Below are 19,192 nucleotides of genomic sequence, written 5' to 3' on the forward strand. Positions count from 1 at the left end.
CCGGTGGTCGAGTTCGACAGCCCGAACGACTCGGTGGTCTGGGCGGGAGTCGCGCGCAAACCCTGATCGACACCGCCGCGAGGCCGCCGTGACCTGCTGGTCCCGGCGGCTTCGATGCTTCCGGGACCAGCGCGCCGCCCTCGCCGCTGGGTACGCTCGACCCGATCGCCTGCCCCGACGACCTCGGGAGGTCCCCCGTGCCCGAATGGCGCCCTCGCCCGCTGCGCAGGCGCGGCAGCAAACCCGAGCCGGTGACCCGTCAGGACGCGGCGCCCGAGCACTCGATGGATCCGCGCGCCCGGGACGAGCGCCCGCTGGCCGACCGGCCGCTGATCGACACCGCGATCTACCGCGACGGCGTCCGCATCTCCACCCCGGTCAGCCTCGGCGAGACCTACCGGCAGCTGCCCGGCGCCGACGGCACGATGGCCTGGATCGGCCTCTACCGGCCGGCCGAGGAGGAGCTGCTGGCCGCGGCCGAGGAGTTCGACCTGCACAAGCTGGCGGTCGAGGACGCGATCGTCGCCCACCAGCGCCCCAAGATCGAGCGCTACGGCGACACGCTGTTCGTTGTGCTGCGCGCGGCCACCTACCTCGACGACGTCGAGGAGGTCAGCTTCGGCGAGCTGCACCTGTTCATCGGCCCGAACTTCGTGCTGACCGTCCGCCACGGCCAGGCCCCGGACCTGTCGGTGGTGCGGCGGCGGATGGAGGCCGACCCGGAGCTGCTGCGGCGCGGACCCGAAGCCGTGCTCTACGCGGTGCTCGACCACGTCGTGGACGGCTACGCACCGGTCATCGCGGGCCTGCAGAACGACATCGACGAGATCGAGACCGAGGTCTTCGGCGCCGATCCCCACGTGTCGCGCCGCATCTACGAGCTCTCCCGCGAGGTCATCGAGTTCCAGCGCGCCACCCGGCCGCTGCTGGGCATCCTGCGCAGCCTGGAGGCCGGGTTCGAGAAGTACGAGATCGACGAGGAGCTGCAGCGCTACCTGCGCGACGTCGCCGACCACGCCACGACGGTCGCCGAGCGCGTCGACGGCTTCCGGCAGATGCTCGACAACATCCTCACGGTCAACGCCACGCTGGTCACCCAGGCGCAGAACGAGGAGATGAAGCGCATGACCGAGGCCAGCTACGCGCAGAACGAGGAGATCAAGCGGATCTCCTCGTGGGCGGCGATCCTGTTCGCCCCCACCCTGATCGGCACGGTGTACGGGATGAACTTCGACATCATCCCGGAACTGCACTGGAGCCTGGGCTACCCGTTCGCGCTCGTGCTCATGATGGCCGTCTGCCTCGGCCTCTACACGATCTTCAAACGCCGGAACTGGCTCTGATCCGTCGTAGCAGGAGGCCGCGACGGCGAAGCCGATCAGCCCAGCGTGCCGACCTTGTTCAAGTAGCAGGTGCCGCACATGGACTCGTAGCCGACGTCGCCTTCGATGGCGACCTGGCTGCCGTCCTGGGTGAACTCGCCGTCGACGGTCCGCGCGTTGAGCGTCGCCTTGCGGCCGCAGCGGCAGATCGTCTTGAGTTCCTCGATGGAGTGCGCGAGCTCCATCAGCCGCAGGCTCCCCGGGAACCCGCGGGTGCGGAAGTCGCTGCGCAGCCCGTAGGCGATCACCGGGATGCCGTCGAGCACCGCCAGCCGGAACAGGTCCTCCACCTGCTCACCGGTGAGGAACTGCGCCTCGTCGACCAGCACGCAGTCCGGCCTCCCGGAGGCGAGCACGACGGCGCGCAGGGCCGTGTCGGCGTCGGAGACCAGGTCGACGTCCCGCGTCACGTTGATCCGCGACAGAACCACCGGGCTCTTGGTGTCGATCTCCGGTTTCACCACGAAGACCTGCTGGCCGCGTTCCCTGTAGTTGTGCGCGACCTGGATCAGCGCGGTCGACTTGCCGGAGTTCATCGCCCCGTACCGGAAGTAGAGCTTCGCCACGACCGAACACAGTAGCGATCCCCGACCACGACCCCACAACCAGCCACAACCGTGAACAACGGCGTACGAAAAAGCCCAGGCCTCAGGCCTGGGCTTTGCGCTCCTCCGACTGGACTCGAACCAGTAACCCTTCGGTTAACAGCCGAATGCTCTGCCGATTGAGCTACGGAGGAATGTTCTCTTGTCGTCGGCGCTCTCTCGCGCTGACGGGAACTACTTTAGCGGACGGCCGAAAGGCCTTTCACGGCACCCCCCACATTAACCCCATCCGCCGGGTTCGCGCAGGTCACGCACGGTGGGCGACGACGAAGACGCGGCGGAACGGGAACCAGGTCACGCCGTCGGGGCGTTGCGGATAGGCGTGCGAAAGCCGATTCGACAACTCGGTTCGGAACTCCGCCCACTCCTCGTCGTCCAATGCCGCGCGGACCGGTCGCAGCGCAGTGCCGGTCACCCAGTCCAGCACCGGGTTGTCGCCGCGCAGCGCGTGCACGTACGTCGTCTCCCAGGCGTCGACCTCGAGGTCCGGATCGGCCAGCTCGTCGGCGTACTCCAGCGGGTCGCGCACGACGTCGTCGTGGCGCAGCACGCCGTCGAGCTTGCCGCGCCAGCGCGGCTCGGCGGCCAGCTCGCGGATCGACGCGTGGGACGGGGCGTCGAAGTTGCCGGGGACCTGGAAGGTGAACCAGGCCCCGCCGGGCAGCTCCGGCAGCCAGCGGTGCAGCAGCTCGACGTGGTCGGGCACCCACTGCAGGACCGCGTTGCACAGCACCACGTCGGTGTCCGGCTGCGGCTTCCAGTCGCGGACGTCCTCGACCCGCGCGGGCACCCCTCGCTCACGCGCGGCGGCGACCATCTCCTCGGAGGCGTCCAGCGCCTCCAGCTCGGCGCGCGGCCAGCGGCCGGTGAGCAGCGCCGTCAGGTTCCCCGCCCCGCACCCGAGATCGACGACGCGGCGCGGGTTCTCGGCGCGCACTCTGGCGATCAGGTCGAAGGCCGGGCGATCGCGCTGATCGCTGAAGGTCAGGTACTTGCCCGGATCCCACATGCCGCCACCTCCGATAGCAGTACGTCCGTACTGTATACGGATCGCGCGGTGCCGTCGAGGGTGTTTCGAGGTGGAACGACCTCAGGCCGGCAGGTCGCGGGACTCGCGCAGGCGCTGCACCAGGGCCCCGACCAGCCGGTCCAGCGCGGCCTCGTCGGTGCCCGGATCGGGCCGGACCTGCAGCTCGATGCCGTTCCGGCCCGGCACCTTGCGCTGGATGAACCACGCGCCCCCGCCCGGCAGCTCCCGGTGGTGGCGGGTGCGGATCGAGCGCGTGACGCGCTCGTGCACCACGTCCGGCAACCGCGACTCGCCGCTCAGCGCCAACCGGCGCGGCGCCAGGTCGCGCAGGAACACCGCGCCGTCGATCTGCCGCGTCTCCTCGGCCTCGGTCAGGGTGAGGACGTCGCCGCCCCAGGTGGCCTTGCTGACCAGGTGCCAGCCGACCCGCCGACCCTCGGGCAGCCACAGGCCGAGGTGGGTGGCCACCACCGAGCCCTCCGCGCAGGGCGCGACCGCCAGGACCTGCTCGTCGGCGTCGAGGCTGCCCGGGAAGTCCTCCGGGACCTCGGCGGTTCCGCCCAGCTTCGCCAGCAGCCTCTTGATCACAGCGTGGTTCCCATCGCCTGCTCGAGCAGTGCCTTGCGGTAACCCTCCAGGGCGACCATGTCGCCGAACAGGGCGTTGTACTCCTCGGCGTCCTCCAGCGGGGACATCCGCTGGACCTTGGACTTGATGTCCGCGATCTGCCTGCTGACCAGGCGTTCCTGCAACCGGGCGATGATCGCTTCCACGTAGCGCGGGTCGTCCTCGGTCGTCCACTCCAGGACCTCGACCGCCAGCTGCGTGCAAAGCCGGGCACCGATCTGGCTCTCGCACCGCTGCGCGACCGCGTCGACCAGAGCGGCGCCGCTCAGGCCCGAAGCCGTGCCTCCCGCGGCCAGCAGGGCCTTCTGCAGCTCGGCGTAGGCGGGCTCGGTGAAGGCCTCGGCGGGCAGCGAGTCGTAGAGCGGACCGGCCAGCGCCGGGACCTGCAACGCCGCCTTGATCGCCTCCCGTTGCAGCCAGCGCGGATCGTGCCGCGGCGGCTTCGGCGGCAGCTCGATCTCCATGCCCAGCGACTGCTGGTTGTCGTCGCGACGCGGGCGGCGCTGCTTGCGCACCGGGGCACCGGAGCTCTCCCGGACCCTCTTGACCACCTGGTTCTCGTCGTTCCAGCCCGCCCACCAGGCGAGCTTCGCCGCGTAGCCGTCGCGGCTGGCCGGGTCCTTGATCTGGGCGACCAGCGGCACGGTGCGCTTGAGCGCGGCGACCCGGCCGTCCACCGAGTCCAGGTCGTAGTCGGTGAGCAGGCTGCGGATGGCGAACTCGAACAGAGGCCTGCGGCGGGCCACCAGGTCGCGCACCGCGGCGTCGCCCTGCGACTCGCGCAGCTCGCACGGGTCCATGTTGTCCGGGGTGATCGCCACGTAGGTCTGGCCGGCGAACTGCTGCTCGCCCTCGAAAGCCTTCATCGCGGCCTTCTGCCCCGCCTCGTCGCCGTCGAAGGTGAAGATGACCTCGCCTCGGAAGGCGTCGTCGTCCATCATCAGCCGCCGCAGCACCGAGATGTGCTCGTCGCCGAACGCCGTGCCGCAGGAGGCGACCGCGGTGGGCACGCCCGCCAGGTGCATGGCCATCACGTCGGTGTAGCCCTCGACGACCACGGCCTGGCGGCGCTTGGCGATCTCCCGCTTGGCCAGGTCGATGCCGAACAGCACCTGCGACTTGTTGAAGATCGGGGTGGCGGAGGTGTTGACGTACTTGGCCTCGATCGGGTCGTCGTCGAAGATCCGCCGCGCGCCGAAGCCGACCACGTCACCGCCGAGGTCCTTCAGCGGCCACAGCAACCTGCGGTGGAACCGGTCCATAGGGCCGCGCCGGCCTTCGCGGGAGAGCCCGCACTTGATCAGCTCTTCGACCTCGAAACCCTTGGAAAGCAACAGCTTCGTGAGCTTGTCCCAGCCGCTGGGCGCGAACCCGCAGCCGAAGCGCTGGGCGGCGGCCTCGTCGAAACCGCGCGTGGTCAGGTACTCGCGGGCCGGTTGGGCCTCGGGCGAGCGCAGCTGCTCGGCGTAGAACTCGGCGGCGATGCGGTGCGCCTCGACCATGCGGGACCGGCTTCCCCGGTCGCGCTTGGGCCCGGGCGCTCCGCCCTCGTACTGGAGCTGGAGCCCGACCCGGTCGGCCAGCCGCTCCACCGACTCCACGAAGCCGAGGTGCTCGATCTTCATGATGAAGGCGATGACGTCGCCGCCCTCACCGCAGCCGAAGCAGTGGAAGGTGCCGTGGCTGGGGCGCACGTTGAACGACGGGGTCTTCTCGTCGTGGAACGGGCACAGGCCCTTCTGCGCGCCACCACCGGCGTTGCGCAGCGCGACGTACTCGCCGACGACGTCGTCGATCCGGTTGCGATCGCGCACCTCGGCGATGTCGCTCTCCCGGATCCTCCCTGCCACGTCACCCAGTCTAGGGCCAAGGCGATCGAACACGACCGGGTGGCCGCCCCGATGCGGCAGAATCGATCGCGTGAGCCCCGACACCAGCACCCTCGCCGCCGAGTTCGACCGGCACCGCAGCCGCTTGGTCGGGCTCGGCTACCGGCTGACCGGACGACTCACCGACGCCGAGGACGCGGTGCAGGACGCGTGGCTGCGGCTCGCCGACAGCGATCCCGGCGAGATCCGCGACCTCGGCGCCTGGCTGACCACGGTCGTCAGCCGGTTGTGCCTGGACCGGATGCGCTCGGCAGCGGTGCGGCGGGAGAGCTACGTCGGGCCGTGGCTGCCGGAACCGCTGGTGAGCGCGGTGGATTCGGATCCGGGCGACATCGTGGCCGGGCAGGACGACCTGCGGATGGCGGCGATGCGGGTGCTGCACGAGCTGCCGCCGGACCAACGGCTCGCGCTGGTGCTGCACGACGGTTTCGAGGTGCCCTTCGCCGAGATCGCCGAGGTGCTGGGCTGCAGCGTTCCGACCGCGCGCCAGCACGCCTCGCGGGCGCGCAGGGCGATGGCCGACGCCGCCCCGCCGGAGCGGGTGCCGCTGCCGGAGCAGCAGCGGGCGATGGAGGAGTTCCTGACCGCGGTGGCGGCCGCGGACCTGGCCGCCGTCACCCGGCTGCTGCACCCGACGGCCGCCGTCTACGGCGACAGCGGCGGCAAGGCCCGCACCGCGCGCCGTCCCGTCGTCGGCGCTGAGAAGGTGGCGCGCTTCGCCGTCGGGCTCATCGAGAAGTACGGCGCCGAACTGGTCACCTCGGCCCGCCCGGTGCTGGTCAACGGCGACTTAGGGCTGCTGTTCCCGGGCACTCCCGAAACGGGCCCCCGGGTGTTCGCGCTGACCGTCCGCGAAGGGCGGACGGCCGAGGTGTTCGACATCGTCAACCCCGACAAGCTCACCCACGTCGAGTTCTAGGGCATCGGGACCTTGCACGCCTCGCCGCTGGTGAAGCCCTGGGCCGTGAGGCCGAGGGCGTGGTTGAAGCGGGTGCGCTGGTTCTCCACGGCGATCATGTGGGTCAGCTCGACCATGCCCTTGTGGCCGAGGCGCCGGTCGAGTTCGGCGACCTGCTCGTCGGTGACCTGCATGGGCTGCTCGGTCATGGCGTCGGCGTAGGCGAGGACGAGCTTCTCCATCTCGGAGTAGGAGTCCGAGTCCTGGTAGTCGTCGATGTGCTTGAGCCGTTCGACGTCCAGGCCGTCGTTGCGCTGCAGCATGACGCCGAAGTCCACGCACCAGGAGCAGCCGATCTTGGTGGCCACCTTGTAGATCGCCAGCTCGCGCAGGTTCGCGGGCAACGTCGTGGCGGCCTTCTCCACCGCCATCTCCGACACGCCGGCGGCCATGAGCAGGCCCTGGTGGTGGGCGACCACGGCCAGCGGGTCCAGCACCGCGCCGTAGCGGCGCCGGGAGAACTTGTAGGTGAGCCTGGTCAGCAGGTTCGCTTCGCTGGTCGGCACGCCCGGAATGCGCGGCATCTGCTCTCTCCCTCCTCGTCACCCCGGTTCTCGGGGTTCGTCACCGGAGTGACGAGACGGGATCGCGAAGCGTGACAGTCCCGGCTCGGATCAACCCCGCCCGGATCAGCTCGGATCGGTGATGCGGGCCAGGAAGTAGAGCGCACCGCTGTCGCGGTGGCGGACCAGGAACAGGAACGGGCGGTCGATCTCGACGCGGACCGGGTCGGGTTCGCGGACGACGGCGGTCAGCCGCATCATCATCGCCGTCGCCGCCGCTCCTTCCAGACCCGCTTCGTCGACGTCGAGGACCGCCTCGTGCAGGACCTCCGAGACCCGCAGCGACCGGTCGGTGAGCGGGGTGAAGTCGGCGGCGGGCGTGAACAGGTCGTGCACGCCCAGCGCGCCGAGGGGTTCGGTGAGCTCGGCTCCGCCGGTGACCTTGAAGCGCGGCATCAGCAGCTCGACCTTGCGCTGCTCCACCGCCCCGAGCAGGCCGGACAGCCGCGCGGCGTCGAGACCGGCTTCGGCGGTGGCCAGGTCCTCGTCGGGCAGCAGGGCGATCGCCTCCACTCCCCCGGCGGCCGGGATCGCGACGGCCTGCCAGCCGTCGGTGGCGGCGTGCCCGAGGGTCCGCGAGGCCGTCATGGTGGGCACGTCGCGGTCGCCGTCGGGCGCGTGGAACGGGCGCGGGGCCGTCTTGGTCTCCTCGAACGCCTCCTTCCAGGAGACCTTCAGGTAGAGGGCGTTGACCAGGGCCGCGACGGTCTGGGGGTGGACCGATCCGGCGGGCAGCAGCTCGGGGATGAGGTCGCGGGTGGTCTCGGCGACGTCGGCGTTGATGAGCTTGCGGGCCGCCTCCGGGTCGTCGCGGAACGGGGCGTTGCGCACCGCGCTGCCCGGCCAGTCCTGGAGCGCGAGCCGGTAGGAGTCCTCGACGGGCAGCTCGGCGTGCGCCCAGAGGGTGTTGGCGACGGCCAGCACCGGCTGCTCACCGGAGGCCGCGGTCAGCTCCGCGGACGCGCCGAGCAGTTCCAGCAGGGTCGCCGGTTCGTCGCGCAGCGCGCCGACCAGCTCCTGCCTGGTGCGGCCGCCGGTGGCGGTGGCGGCGAGCCCGAGCGCGCTGCTCACCGAGTACGGCGACCAGCAGAAGGTCTTCGTCGGCGGTGGAGCCAGGCGCTCGTGCAGGGCCAGGGCGAAGTCGAGGTGGTTCACGTCCGCAGGGCTCCGTTCCGCGTCGAGGGGGCTCGGGCTTGATCCCGAGTCTGCCAGAGCGCGGAGGTCGGACCGGCCTGCGAACGCCGCCGGTTCCTAGCCGGTTTTCCCGTTCCGCCTCAGCGGAGGGACTCCTCGATGTCGCTGAGGCCCATGAGGCGGAGTTCCTGGGCGATGTACTCGGCCGCCCGCTGGCCGGCGGGGTCCTGCCAGCGGAGGTCCTTGATCCAATCGGCGAGGTTGTCGGCGTTGACGTACGGCTCTCCACCGACGACGAGCTTCTGGATGTAGTGCCGGTTGCGCATTCGGGGTCTCCTCGCGGCCCGGCGTCGGGGGAACGACGGGCCGCCGCCGCTCGGCTCGGGGTGCCGCGCGGTACGGGGATCAGGGCACAGTGCCGCCGGCAGAACCGCCGGTCGCCACTCTGGGTAAGGATTGTCCCCGACGAAGCGAGATCCATTCACCCCCATTCGGATTAACGTCACAGTGGTTTGGACACGTTGTGTACATGCTGTTCGTGCCAGGTCACCGCCTGCGCATCCGTCAGCGACGCCACCTGGTCCAGAACCACCCGATACCGGGAGGAATCGTCCGAAGCTCGCATCCAGGCATCGCGCAGCACCGGATCCAGTGACGCCGGGGCGCTCGCGGCCAGAGCCTCGACGAGCTCGGCCAGCAGCTCCCGCTGCCGGGCCTGCTTGCGCCTGCGCTCGGCGTCGTGCAGCACGTAGCGCACCGCCATCGCCTTGAGCACCGTCACCTCGGCCACCGCCTTCTCCGGGAGCACCAGGTCAGCGCGGTAGCGCGTCAGCCCCGGGCCGAAGCGGGCCACCGTGCCCGAGACCGCCGCCGCCACGAACCGGCCGACGAGTTCGCTGGTCAGCCGCTTGAGCGCGACCTGCGCGGAGAGCGTGCCGTCGTGGTCGAGCACCGCGGCCACCACCGGCCAGCGCACCAGGTCCTCGGCCGCCGCCTCCAGCAGCGCGGTCTCCCCGCTGCGCAGGAAACGCTCGTCGGCGAGCTTGGCGATCTGCGCGCGCTCCTGCGGATCGGTCAGCGCGCGCAGCGAGATCCGGCCGGAGATCACCGCGTCCTCGACGTCGTGCACCGAGTACGCCACGTCGTCGGCCCAGTCCATGATCTGCGCTTCCAGGCACCGGCGACCCTCGGGCGCGCCCTCGCGCAGCCACTCGAAGACCTCCAGGTCATCGCCGTAGACGCCGAACTTGGTCTCCCCCGGGCGCTGCGGCCACGGGTACTTCGTCGCCGCGTCCAGGCAGGCGCGGGTGAGGTTCAGGCCGCGCCCGATCTCACCGTCGTCGGTGACCTTCGGTTCGAGCCGGGTGAGGATCCGCAGCGTCTGCGCGTTGCCCTCGAACCCCCCGCAGCCGGTCGCGAGCTCGTCGAGGGCCTTCTCCCCGTTGTGCCCGAACGGCGGGTGGCCGATGTCGTGCGCCAGTCCCGCGGTGTCGACCAGGTCGGCGTCGGCGCCCAGCGCGGTGGCGATGCCCCGGCCGATCTGCGCGACCTCCAGCGAGTGCGTCAGCCGCGTGCGCGGCACGTCCCCGCCCTCGTTCGGACCCATGACCTGCGTCTTCCCCGCGAGTCGGCGCAACGCCGCGGAGTGCAGCACCCGGGCGCGATCGCGCGCGAAGGGCGTCCGGTCGTCCGGGTGCGCCGACGCGGCCTCCTTCGGCGTCTCGGGGTGCCACCGCTGGAGGTCGTGCTCGCCGTACCCGGCCAGGTTCACGGAGCTCATCGCTCCGAGGCTAAAGCCCCGGGATGACAAAACCTCGTCACGACCCCGACGAGCGGCCCAACCGTCGGGCGAGCGCCGCAGGCGCTTTCGCCCCATCCCGAGCAAGCGACCGGCACCGCCGCGCGAAGAACGCGGCCTTCAGCCCAGGCCGTCGCCGTTGAGCTCCGCCGGGGCGTGGGTGAGGCGGTAGTAGAGCAGGGCGCCGGTCTCGCGGACGATGTACTTCATCTGGATCTCGCGGGTCTGCACCACCGGGCCCGAGCGGGCCGGGGACGCCCACGACTCCAGGCCCATGTCGGTGGCCATCGTGCGGGCGCGCAGCGAGTGCCAGGGATCGCTGACGATCAGGGCGGTGTCCCAGCGGCGCTGCTCGGCCAGGTCGGTGACGGCCTGCATGCTGCCGAGGGTGTCGCTGCCGACGTCGACGTCGACGATCTTGTCGCGCGGAACGCCGTTCTCCACCAGCCAGTTCTTGCCGGCCTGCGCCTCGGTGTAGGTGTCGCCCGCCTTGCGGCCGCCGACGGTGACGATGTAGTCGGTCAGCCCGTCCTCGTAGAGCCCGAGGGCCTGCTCCAGCCTCGCTTCGAGGATGTCCGACGGCTTGCCGTGGTACTGCGCGGCACCCAGCACCACCACGATGTCCACCGGCTGCCGGTCGTCGGCGCGGGCGACCTGCCACACGCGGATCGCGGTACCGCCGATCACCAGGACGACCACCAGCAGCGTGCCGAGCAGGGCACGCGAGAGGATGCGCCCGGTGCGCGACCGGTGGGCGGGATGATGTGCGCTCACCCAGGCATCCTCGCAGATCCGCACTCGGCCGCGACCGGGCCGGGCCCGTCCTGGGACGGACCCGGCGATCCGGTGTTCCGCATCGTGATCAGCAGCCGATCAGCCGGGCGCCGAGGTACTCCTCCAGCTTGTCGACGGCCACCCGCTCCTGGCTCATCGTGTCCCGCTCGCGGACCGTGACCGCCTGGTCGGAGAGGGTGTCGAGTCGATCGTCGTCACGCAGAACGGCGTGCCGATCTCGTCCTGCCGCCGGTAGCGGCGGCCGATCGCGCCCGCGTCGTCGAAGTCGACGTTCCAGTTGCGGCGCAGCATCGCCGCCACGTCGCGGGCCTTCGGCGAGAGCTCGGCGTTGCGCGACAGCGGCAGCACCGCGGCCTTCACCGGAGCCAGCCTGCGGTCCAGCTTGAGCACCACGCGCTTGTCCACGCCGCCCTTGGCGTTGGGCGCCTCGTCCTCGGTGTAGGCGTCGATCAGGAACGCCATCATCGGACGGCCCACGCCCGCCGCCGGCTCGATCACGTACGGCCGGTAGCGGGAGTTGCTGGCCTGGTCGAAGTAGGTCAGGTCCACGCCCGAGTGGTTGGAGTGCGTGGTGAGGTCGAAGTCGGTGCGGTTGGCGATGCCCTCCAGCTCGCCCCACTCCTGACCGCCGAAGCGGAACCGGTACTCGATGTCGACGGTGCGCTTGGAGTAGTGCGACAGCTTGTCGGCCGGGTGCTCGTACTCCCGCAGGTTGTCCGCCGCGATGCCCAGGTCCGTGTACCAGCGCATCCGCTGGTCGATCCAGTACTGGTGCCACTGCTCGTCCTCGCCGGGCTCGACGAAGAACTCCATCTCCATCTGCTCGAACTCGCGGGTCCGGAAGATGAAGTTGCCGGGCGTGATCTCGTTGCGGAAGCTCTTGCCGATCTGGCCGATGCCGAACGGCGGCTTCTTGCGCGCGGTGGTCATCACGTTGGCGAAGTTGATGAAGATGCCCTGCGCCGTCTCCGGCCGCAGGTAGTGCAGGCCCTCCTCGGACTCCACCGGGCCCAGGAAGGTCTTGAGCATCATGTTGAACTCGCGCGGCTCGGTGTACTGGCCGCGGTTGCCGCAGTTCGGGCACGGGACGTCCGACAGGTCGTCCTCGGTGACCTCCTTGCCGGTGCGCTCGGAGTACTCCTCGGCGAGCTGGTCGGCGCGGAAGCGGCGGTGGCAGGAGGTGCACTCCACCAGCGGGTCGTGGAAGGCGCCGACGTGCCCGGATGCCTCCCAGACCTGGCGCGGCAGGATCACCGAGGAGTCCAGGCCGACGACGTCGTCGCGGCCCTGCACCATGTGCTTCCACCACTGGCGCTTGATGTTGTCCTTGAGCTCCACGCCCAGCGGTCCGTAGTCCCAGGCCGACCGGGTACCGCCGTAGATCTCGCCGGACGGGAACACGAATCCGCGGCGTTTGCAGAGGCTGACGATCGTGTCGATCTGGTCGGCGGGCACGTTCACTCCGGAGATGTCACTGGAAACCTGTCGAACCAGCCGTTCCAGCTGGGGTTTCCCAGCGTACCGATGCCGCGACCGCCGCTTTCGAGCTGGGCCGTGCGCGCTGCGGCGCCGTGCGCTCGCGGCGGGTGATCGGACCGGCATCGACCGATCGGGGCGCTCCCCCGCTACCCGTAGGATGGGGCGCGTGGAACGTCATGGCGTGGCCCCCGACCAGAGCGCGGCTCCGCGTCCGGACCGGCCGGAGGACCACGTCCACTCGCCGGACCGCGAGGTGCGGCCGGTTCCGGTGCGCGACCAGCGGGTGCTGCACGACGCCGGGGAGCTGCTGCGCGCGCTGGCCGCGCCCGTGCGGATCGCGATCGTGCTGCAGCTGCGCACCTCGGAGCGCTGCGTGCACGAGCTGGTCGACGCGCTGGGCGTGGCGCAGCCGCTGATCAGCCAGCACCTGCGGGTGCTGAAGTCGGCGGGCGTCGTCTACGGCGAGCGGCACGGCCGGGAGGTCATGTACCGACTGGTCGACGAGCACCTGGCGCATATCGTGGTGGACGCGGCGGCCCACGCCGAGGAGATCTCCCGCGAGCGCGCGGGTGACGACGCGAGCAACGGCGGACAGGAGACGGAGACAGCGTGACCACCGGCCAGGAGCCCACCGTCGGAGTACCGGGACTGCGGGCCACCAAGCAACGCGCTGCGGTGTCGCAGCTGCTTGACCAGGTCAACGACTTCCGCTCGGCCCAGGAGCTGCACGAGGAGCTGCGGCGGCAGGGCGAGGGGATCGGTCTGACGACCGTCTACCGCACGCTGCAGACCCTCGCCGACGCCGGCGAGGTGGACGTGCTGCGCACGCCCTCGGGCGAGGCGGTCTACCGCCGCTGCTCCAGCCACCACCACCATCACCTGCTGTGCAGGCACTGCGGTCGCACCGTCGAGGTCGCCGACCCGCCGGTGGAGAGCTGGGCCGAGCGCATCGGTGCCGAGCACGGCTTCTCCGACGTCAGCCACACGGTCGAGATCGTCGGCACGTGCCCGGACTGCACCGCCAAGGGCCTCTGACGACGGTGTCGCGGTTCTGCGCTGCGCGGTTCCGGCAGCGGGACCCGGGAGACCTCACCTAGTACTCGTAGCTGTCCGGCGGGGCCGGGATCTGCTTGATCGTCTGCGGGTCCACGGTCGGGACGTAGTCGTTGGCCTCGGTGGCCGTGCCCGGGCGGAGGCGTCCGGTGATCTCGATCCAGGTGTCGGCCGGGAGCTGCTCGGCGCGCGGGCTGGCCAGGTCGACCTTGACCGGGGTGGCGTCGGCCGCGCAGCAGCTGATCCGCATCCGGGCGAGCTGGGTGGTCTGCGGTGTCGGGTGCACGACGAAGCCCTGCAGCCGCACCGTGCGGTCGTTGAGCTCGCCGGTGTCGTCCCAGACCACGCGGGTCAGGAACTCCGACATGCTCAGCATCGGCGCCTCCCCCGGTGGCAGCGGCGGGAAGCGCGCCTGGCTCGGTTCGGCCGGAGCGGCGGCGGCGCGGTCGCGGGTGACCGAGTCGGAGCCCAGCGCGGGCGGGGCCACCAGGAAGATCGCGAAGACCGGGAGCAGCAGCATCCACGGGCTGCGGGTGCCGTGCTCGTGCCCGTCCACGGCGTGCCCGGCGCGGACGTCTCGGACGATGGCGACACCGGCGAGCGCGATCATCACCACCCCGGCGGCGATCAGCCACGGGTGCAGCGAGGGCTTGACGTAGCGCAGGTAGTTGCCGGTGAGCGCGATCTTCAGCAGCGCGCCGCCGAGCAGCACCAGCAGGATGTTCTGGCTCTCCCGCCGCATCAGGCACCCCCCAGCAGCGCGGCGCCCACGGCGCACGCGCATCCGATCGCGACCAGGAACGTCGCCGGTGCGAACCGCGCGGCGAAGCGGCGGCCGAAGGCCCCGGACTGCAGCGCGATCAGCTTGAGGTCGACCGCCGGGCCGACCACCAGGAACACCAGCTTCGGCAGCAGCGGCAAGCCCGGCATGGAGGCCACCACGAACGCGTCGGCCTCGCTGCACAGCGCCAGCACCACCGCCAGCACCGCCATGACCAGCACGCCGAGCAGCAGCTGGCCGCCGAGGGTCTCCAGCCATTCGGCTGGCACCAGCACGTTGAACACCGCCGAGGTCAGCCCGCCCAGGACGAGGAACCCGCCCGCCTCGACGAGATCGTGCCGGGCGGATTCGGCGAACACCGCCCACCGGCGCCCCTCGCCGTGGTGGGCTTCGACGCGGCGGAGCGCGCGCTCGGCGAGCCACTCGGCGCGGCCGAGCTTCGCCCACAGCCAGCCCATCGCGCAGGCGGTCAGCAGCGAGCCGAGGAAGCGCGCGGGCACCATCCACGGATCGGCGGGGAAGGCCACCGCCGTGGAGACCAGGACCACCGGGTTCACCGCGGGCGCGGCCAGCAGGAACGTCAGCGCGACGGCCGGGGTGACGCCCTGCTGCATCAGCCGTCGCGCCACCGGCACCGACGCGCACTCGCAGCCGGGCAGCGCGACCCCGGCGAGACCGGCCACCGGCACCGCCGCGCCGGTGCGCGCGGGCAGCGCGCGGCGCAGCACCCGAGGTGGCACGAACGCCGCGATGAGGCCGCTGAGCAGGACCCCGAACACCAGGAACGGCATGGCCTGCACGCACACCGCGACGAACACGGTGGCCCCGGTGCGCAGCGCCGGGACGTCGAGCACCGCGGTCAGCTGCGGCTGGAAGATCACGGCCAGCACGAGCAGCCCGCACATCACCTCCAACGAGGTGATGACGGGACGGCGCGTTCGTCGCGGTCCGGGCATCCGCTGCGGGTCGGCGATCTCGGTCACGAGCGCCATCGTGCCAGTGGCCCGGGCCGATCCGCGGGGCCGCGACCGCCGATGTGACGAAGCCCCAGGTCAGTCGGGATCCCGACACACCGGCGAGTCACCCGCGGGAGTGCCGTGCGGACAGTTTTAGCCATAATTGTCCGGACAAAACGGACTTTGATCATGGGTGATTATGGCTAAAACCGTCACCTGGTGAGGCTCAGGCGGTCCCCTCGGACTCCGCGAGCAGTTCCGAGCGCAGCTGGGACGCCGTGGCGACCACCAGCATCAGCAGCGTGCCCAGCGGCGACGGGTCCATGCCCTCGGCCGGGAACGCGTAGCGCAGGGTCACGTCCACGCCCCGCTCCGTGCGCACCACGCCCAACGTGCCGAACAGACCCTGACCTGCGCGTTCGGCGACCGACTGGGCCAGCTCGTCGCCCGCGGGAAGGTCCCACGCGACCACGCAGGTCAGGCTCAGCACCGTCAGGCCCTCTGCCAGCTGCATCGCCTGAACCGCGCACGGCACCTCCGAGTGCCGGAACGTCAGCGCACCGTCGTCGTCGACGTGCACGTCGTGGTAGTTCTCCAGCGCTTCTTTGGCCGCGGTCATCAACCGCGCGGTGGTTGCGGCCTCTTGGGTCATCAACTAGCCCTCCTGGGCCGACGTGGCTGTCGCCGACCGATCGATTGCGCCGCCGAAGCGGCGGTCCCGGCGCGCGTACTGCTCGCACGCCTGCCAGAAGTGCGTGCGATCGACGTCCGGGAACAGCGTGTCCTGGAAGACCATCTCGGCGTAGGCCGACTGCCAGAGCAGGAAGTTCGACGTCCGCTGCTCCCCCGACGGCCGGATGAACAGGTCCACGTCCGGCATCTCCGGCTGGTAGGTGTACTTCGCGATCGTCCGCTCGTCCACCCGGTCCGGGTTGATCTTCCCGGCGGCCGCCAGTCGCGCGATCTCCCGCGCGGCGTCACCGACCTCCGCGCGCCCACCGTAGTTCACGCACATCGTCAGGTTGAGCACTTCGTTGCCAGCGGTTCGAACCTCGGCGTCCTGCAGGGTGTTGACCACGCTGCGCCACAGCTTCGGCTTGCGCCCCGCCCAGCGGACCCGCACGCCCATCTCGTCGAGCTCGTCGACGCGGCGCGCGATCACGTCCCGGTTGAAGCCCATCAGGAAGCGCACCTCCTCGGGGCTGCGCTTCCAGTTCTCCGTGGAGAACGCGTACAGCGACAGCCACTTCACGCCGAGCTCGATGGCACCCTTGGCCAGCTCCAGCACCACGGCCTCGCCGCGCTTGTGCCCCTCGACGCGCGGCAGCCCGCGCTCGTTGGCCCAGCGCCCGTTGCCATCCATGACGACCGCGACGTGGTTGGGCACGAACTCGGCCGGCAACGCCGGCGGCTCGGCCCCCGAGGAGTGCGGCTCAGGTGCCCGGACCGTCGGGTCGTCCTTGCCTCGTCCGCGGCGTCGCAACATATCCAGGTTCTCCTTCGGCGTGCTCGACGTGCGTGGCCATTGTCCCCGTCGAGCGCGGTCACCCGTTCAGCGGCTGCCCGCTCTCGGCCTCCGCCGCTCCGACCAGCGCCGCTTCCGCGGCCCGCTCGCGGATCAGCTCGGGCACCGTCCGCTCCACCAACGGCAACGACCGCAACTGCCGCTCCATGTACCACTGAAGGTGCGCGGCGATCAGACCGCTGGCCTCCCGGCGGACCGGGTTCGCGGCGGCCTCGGCGGCGTCCCAGTCACCGTGCAGCAACGCCTCCATCAGCGGCAACGTCGACGACGATGGCCGGACCGATCCGGCGGGACGGCACGTCGCGCACACCGCGCCACCGGCCTGGACGTTGAACGCCGCGTGCGGACCGGCCTGGCCGCAGCGCGCGCACTCGGTCAGCGCGGGCGCCCACCCGGCGAAGGACATGGCGCGCAGCAGGAACGCGTCGAGCACCTGGGAGGAGTCGCGGTCCCGGCCGGACAGCGCGCGCAGCGCGCCCACGGCCAGCAGGTAGAGGCGCAGCACCGGCTCGCCCTCCTCGGCGGCCAGCCGGTCGACGGTTTCCAGCACCGCGCAGGCCGCGGTGTACCGCTGGTAGTCCTCGACGATCTGCACGCCGAAGGCGTCGACGGTCTGCACCTGGGTGATGACGTCGAGCGTGCGGCCGGTGTAGAGCTGCACGTCGACGTGGCAGAACGGCTCGACCCGCGCGCCGAAGCGCGAGGTCGTGCGGCGCACGCCCTTGGCGACCCCGCGCACCTTCCCGTAGCGGCGGGTCAGCAGCGTGATGATCCGATCCGCCTCACCCAGCTTCTGCACCCGCAGCACGACCGCGGTATCCCGGTAGAGGCTCACCCGTCCATTTTCGCACGTGGCCGCCCTGCCTCGGACGCGCGTGAGCGCGGATCAGTACGGCATCTCCTGCCGCATCTGGTTGATCATGGCGAAGAAGGCGATGAAGTAGACGATCATGAGCAGGAAGAGCAGCCCGTAGAGCACGGCCCCGGTGATCACACCGGCCTTGCCCCAGTTCTTCGCCGCGCGCGACGAGTCCTCGGCGCCCCGGTAGTTGCCCTGGTACCAGAGCGGGGCGACCTCCACGCACTTGACCAGCGCGGGAATGCCGAGCGGCCAGAACAGCAGCATGCCCGCGATCGCCCAGCCGAGGTGGTTCCTGATCGGCATCGGCGGCTGCGGGGTGAAGTTGAACTGCGGCTGCGGGAACTGCCCGGGCGGCGGGTACTCGACGCTCGGCGGGTACTCGACGCTCGGCGGCTGCTCGCCGCTCGGCGGCTGCTGGCCCTGCGGTGCGGGTTCCTCGGTCATCGCTCCACCCCCATGTATCGGTCTCGCCCGGCCACGGTACTTCGATCCCGGGGTCCGCACGGTGTCGTCCGCCGAGCTAGACGCGCAGGGCGGGGACGGTGTTGCGGAGGACGACCCACGCGGCGGTGACGGCCAGCAGGACGTGCGGGGTCCCGCGCCACCGGGTCCAGGTCGGCAGGGCGGTGCCGAGCCGGCCGGCCGCCCACGCGATCCACGACCAGGCCAGCAGCGGCAGCAGCAGGACGGCGAGCGCGTTGTAGTGCCACGCGGCGGGCAGGTCGGCGTGCAGCAGGCTGAACAACATCCGCGTGCCCCCGCAGCCCGGGCAGTCCAGGCCGGTCAGGAGCTTGATCGGGCACGGCGGCAGCGGGAAACCGCCGTCCGAGGTCGGGTCGACGGCGAGCACCAGCGCGGCGCCCGCGCAGCCGACGAGCACCGTCGCGGCGGGCAGCCGCATCCGGTGGAGGAACGACGATGCCGTCGCGGGACGTCCCGCGACGGCATCGATCCGGGTCGAGCTCACCACTGCTGCGGCGGCTGTCCGTAGCCCTGCTGCGGCGGCTGGAAGGCGCCCGGCGCTCCCGGCGCCTGCGGGGCCTGCGGCACGTCCGGGGCCGCGACCACGACCGTCTTCATGATCTTGTCCGCCCAGGTCTGCTTCTTCTCGTCCCACAGCGGCGACAGCCAGCCGATGGGCAGACCGCAGATCGCCGAGTCGAGGACGTGGCAGATCTGGCGCAGGAAGGCGTTGCCGAAACCGATCGGCTGCCCGGTCGCCTCCGAAACCGTCTTGATCTTGGCGACCTTCTGGCCGATCGTCTGACCGGTGGTGCCGCGCCGGTAGCAGGTGTTCCAGATCGTGAACACCAGCAGCGCGAGGTAGAAGATCCCCATCACGATGCCGAAGATGATCAGGGTGGTCATCGCGGTGTCCTCATCGCCGCCGGTACCGGCCAGAACACCACCCATCACCGCGCCGGAGATCATGTACAGGACGAAGAACGCCAACATCGGAATGCCACCGTCGATCAGGTAGCCCAGCACGCGCGTGCCCCACTCCGCCAGTTGACCGGCCGGGTGCGCACCCGGCGCACCGTAGGGCGCCGGCGGGTACTGGCCCGGGTAGCCCTGCTGCGGCGGGTACGGCTGCTGGGGCTGGGGCCCCGACGGGGGACCGAAGGGCTGCTGCGGCTGCGGGCCCGAAGGCGGGCCGCCGTAAGGCTGCTGCGGACCGGACGGCGGGCCGCCGTAGGGGTAATTCACGACAGGATTCCTTTTGTCACAGGGTTTTCGAAGCGTCTGAAGGCCCGC

General features: G+C 71.0%; 21 protein-coding genes, 1 tRNA gene and 1 pseudogene. 4 read left to right on the forward strand and 19 right to left on the reverse strand.

Annotated elements, in window-relative coordinates:
* The first annotated feature begins 197 nt into the window (after positions 1 to 197).
* On the forward strand, positions 198 to 1,343 hold the full coding sequence (locus REH65_RS10745) for a magnesium and cobalt transport protein CorA (protein WP_406692312.1): 1,146 nt from the start codon (positions 198 to 200) through the stop codon (positions 1,341 to 1,343).
* A gap of 35 nt (positions 1,344 to 1,378) precedes the next feature.
* Here REH65_RS10745 and REH65_RS10750 read toward each other — a convergent pair whose 3' ends face one another.
* From REH65_RS10750 to dnaG, 5 genes are all read right to left on the reverse strand, one after another.
* Positions 1,379 to 1,948, reverse strand: a complete 570-nt coding sequence (locus tag REH65_RS10750) for a thymidine kinase (RefSeq protein WP_406692313.1) — start codon at positions 1,946 to 1,948, stop codon at positions 1,379 to 1,381.
* A 100-nt stretch (positions 1,949 to 2,048) separates the two neighbouring features.
* Positions 2,049 to 2,121: transfer RNA gene (locus REH65_RS10755), tRNA-Asn, on the reverse strand.
* A 113-nt stretch (positions 2,122 to 2,234) separates the two neighbouring features.
* Positions 2,235 to 2,996 carry a trans-aconitate 2-methyltransferase gene (locus tag REH65_RS10760; protein WP_406692314.1) on the reverse strand — a complete coding sequence of 254 codons (762 nt, stop codon included), beginning with the start codon at positions 2,994 to 2,996 and terminating at the stop codon, positions 2,235 to 2,237.
* A gap of 81 nt (positions 2,997 to 3,077) precedes the next feature.
* On the reverse strand, positions 3,078 to 3,605 hold the full coding sequence (locus REH65_RS10765) for a hypothetical protein (RefSeq protein WP_406692315.1): 528 nt from the start codon (positions 3,603 to 3,605) through the stop codon (positions 3,078 to 3,080).
* Positions 3,602 to 5,494: a DNA primase gene (gene dnaG / locus REH65_RS10770; RefSeq protein WP_406692316.1), complete on the reverse strand. Its 1,893-nt coding sequence runs from the start codon at positions 5,492 to 5,494 to the stop codon at positions 3,602 to 3,604. Before dnaG ends, REH65_RS10765 begins: the two co-directional genes overlap by 4 nt.
* 70 nt (positions 5,495 to 5,564) lie before the next feature.
* Here dnaG and sigJ point away from each other — a divergent pair, with 70 nt between their 5' ends.
* Entirely contained in the window at positions 5,565 to 6,452 is an 888-nt protein-coding gene (gene sigJ, locus REH65_RS10775; protein ID WP_406692317.1) for an RNA polymerase sigma factor SigJ, read from the forward strand.
* Here the strand turns inward: sigJ and REH65_RS10780 are convergent.
* The 6 genes and pseudogenes from REH65_RS10780 to REH65_RS10805 all read right to left on the reverse strand — a co-directional run bounded on the left by REH65_RS10780 (position 6,449) and on the right by REH65_RS10805 (position 12,236).
* Positions 6,449 to 7,015, reverse strand: a complete 567-nt coding sequence (locus tag REH65_RS10780; protein ID WP_406692318.1) for a carboxymuconolactone decarboxylase family protein — start codon at positions 7,013 to 7,015, stop codon at positions 6,449 to 6,451. The two genes, sigJ and REH65_RS10780, sit on opposite strands and share 4 nt — an antisense overlap.
* A 105-nt stretch (positions 7,016 to 7,120) precedes the next feature.
* On the reverse strand, positions 7,121 to 8,209 hold the full coding sequence (locus REH65_RS10785; RefSeq protein WP_406692319.1) for a serpin family protein: 1,089 nt from the start codon (positions 8,207 to 8,209) through the stop codon (positions 7,121 to 7,123).
* Positions 8,210 to 8,328: 119 nt separating this feature from the next.
* The gene (locus tag REH65_RS10790) at positions 8,329 to 8,514 is read right to left on the reverse strand and encodes a hypothetical protein (protein ID WP_093420954.1); all 186 of its coding nucleotides are present in this window, start codon (positions 8,512 to 8,514) and stop codon (positions 8,329 to 8,331) included.
* A 176-nt stretch (positions 8,515 to 8,690) separates the two neighbouring features.
* Entirely contained in the window at positions 8,691 to 9,968 is a 1,278-nt protein-coding gene (locus REH65_RS10795; RefSeq protein WP_406692320.1) for a deoxyguanosinetriphosphate triphosphohydrolase, read from the reverse strand.
* A gap of 138 nt (positions 9,969 to 10,106) precedes the next feature.
* Entirely contained in the window at positions 10,107 to 10,760 is a 654-nt protein-coding gene (locus REH65_RS10800) for a YdcF family protein (RefSeq protein WP_281457982.1), read from the reverse strand.
* 88 nt (positions 10,761 to 10,848) lie between these two features.
* Positions 10,849 to 12,236 (reverse strand): annotated as a pseudogene (locus REH65_RS10805) (glycine--tRNA ligase).
* 181 nt (positions 12,237 to 12,417) lie between these two features.
* On the opposite strand from REH65_RS10805, the gene REH65_RS10810 reads away from it, so the two are divergent.
* Both REH65_RS10810 and REH65_RS10815 read left to right on the forward strand, forming a co-directional pair.
* The gene (locus REH65_RS10810) at positions 12,418 to 12,873 is read left to right on the forward strand and encodes an ArsR/SmtB family transcription factor (protein ID WP_406692321.1); all 456 of its coding nucleotides are present in this window, start codon (positions 12,418 to 12,420) and stop codon (positions 12,871 to 12,873) included.
* On the forward strand, positions 12,870 to 13,295 hold the full coding sequence (locus REH65_RS10815; RefSeq protein ID WP_281457984.1) for a Fur family transcriptional regulator: 426 nt from the start codon (positions 12,870 to 12,872) through the stop codon (positions 13,293 to 13,295). The genes REH65_RS10810 and REH65_RS10815 overlap by 4 nt, the downstream gene beginning before the upstream one ends.
* A 58-nt stretch (positions 13,296 to 13,353) precedes the next feature.
* On the opposite strand, the gene REH65_RS10820 is transcribed toward REH65_RS10815, so the two are convergent.
* The 8 genes from REH65_RS10820 to REH65_RS10855 form a co-directional block, all read right to left on the reverse strand.
* The gene (locus tag REH65_RS10820; protein WP_406692322.1) at positions 13,354 to 14,055 is read right to left on the reverse strand and encodes a TIGR03943 family putative permease subunit; all 702 of its coding nucleotides are present in this window, start codon (positions 14,053 to 14,055) and stop codon (positions 13,354 to 13,356) included.
* Complete coding sequence (locus REH65_RS10825) at positions 14,055 to 15,086, reverse strand: permease (protein ID WP_406692323.1); 1,032 nt, start codon at positions 15,084 to 15,086, stop codon at positions 14,055 to 14,057. Before REH65_RS10825 ends, REH65_RS10820 begins: the two co-directional genes overlap by 1 nt.
* Before the next feature lie 190 nt (positions 15,087 to 15,276).
* Positions 15,277 to 15,702: a hypothetical protein gene (locus tag REH65_RS10830; protein WP_281457987.1), complete on the reverse strand. Its 426-nt coding sequence runs from the start codon at positions 15,700 to 15,702 to the stop codon at positions 15,277 to 15,279.
* 3 nt (positions 15,703 to 15,705) lie between these two features.
* Complete coding sequence (locus REH65_RS10835) at positions 15,706 to 16,536, reverse strand: isoprenyl transferase (RefSeq protein ID WP_281457988.1); 831 nt, start codon at positions 16,534 to 16,536, stop codon at positions 15,706 to 15,708.
* A 58-nt stretch (positions 16,537 to 16,594) separates the two neighbouring features.
* A complete protein-coding gene (gene recO, locus REH65_RS10840) occupies positions 16,595 to 17,410 on the reverse strand; it encodes a DNA repair protein RecO (RefSeq protein ID WP_406692324.1) in 816 nt (271 codons plus the stop codon).
* A gap of 51 nt (positions 17,411 to 17,461) precedes the next feature.
* Positions 17,462 to 17,881 (reverse strand): CD225/dispanin family protein, encoded by a 420-nt coding sequence (locus REH65_RS10845; protein WP_406692325.1) that lies wholly within the window; start codon positions 17,879 to 17,881, stop codon positions 17,462 to 17,464.
* Between the two features lie 76 nt (positions 17,882 to 17,957).
* Positions 17,958 to 18,404, reverse strand: a complete 447-nt coding sequence (locus REH65_RS10850) for a DUF2752 domain-containing protein (protein WP_406692326.1) — start codon at positions 18,402 to 18,404, stop codon at positions 17,958 to 17,960.
* On the reverse strand, positions 18,401 to 19,144 hold the full coding sequence (locus REH65_RS10855; protein WP_281457992.1) for an RDD family protein: 744 nt from the start codon (positions 19,142 to 19,144) through the stop codon (positions 18,401 to 18,403). The genes REH65_RS10850 and REH65_RS10855 overlap by 4 nt, the downstream gene beginning before the upstream one ends.
* Positions 19,145 to 19,192: the final 48 nt, after the last annotated feature.

It is taken from the genome of Saccharopolyspora sp. ID03-671, assembly GCF_045278815.1.
Lineage (GTDB): Bacteria > Actinomycetota > Actinomycetes > Mycobacteriales > Pseudonocardiaceae > Saccharopolyspora > Saccharopolyspora ipomoeae.

Bases quoted from the DNA above. Each gene is read 5' to 3' on its own strand.
- REH65_RS10760 (WP_406692314.1), bottom strand. From the start codon at position 2,996: ATGTGGGATCCGGGCAAGTACCTGACCTTCAGCGATCAGCGCGATCGC.
- REH65_RS10780 (WP_406692318.1), bottom strand. From the start codon at position 7,015: ATGCCGCGCATTCCGGGCGTGCCGACCAGCGAAGCGAACCTGCTGACC.
- REH65_RS10790 (WP_093420954.1), bottom strand. From the start codon at position 8,514: ATGCGCAACCGGCACTACATCCAGAAGCTCGTCGTCGGTGGAGAGCCG.
- REH65_RS10795 (WP_406692320.1), bottom strand. From the start codon at position 9,968: ATGAGCTCCGTGAACCTGGCCGGGTACGGCGAGCACGACCTCCAGCGG.
- REH65_RS10810 (WP_406692321.1), top strand. From the start codon at position 12,418: ATGGGGCGCGTGGAACGTCATGGCGTGGCCCCCGACCAGAGCGCGGCT.
- REH65_RS10820 (WP_406692322.1), bottom strand. From the start codon at position 14,055: ATGCGGCGGGAGAGCCAGAACATCCTGCTGGTGCTGCTCGGCGGCGCG.
- REH65_RS10825 (WP_406692323.1), bottom strand. From the start codon at position 15,086: ATGGCGCTCGTGACCGAGATCGCCGACCCGCAGCGGATGCCCGGACCG.
- REH65_RS10830 (WP_281457987.1), bottom strand. From the start codon at position 15,702: ATGACCCAAGAGGCCGCAACCACCGCGCGGTTGATGACCGCGGCCAAA.
- REH65_RS10835 (WP_281457988.1), bottom strand. From the start codon at position 16,536: ATGTTGCGACGCCGCGGACGAGGCAAGGACGACCCGACGGTCCGGGCA.
- REH65_RS10845 (WP_406692325.1), bottom strand. From the start codon at position 17,881: ATGACCGAGGAACCCGCACCGCAGGGCCAGCAGCCGCCGAGCGGCGAG.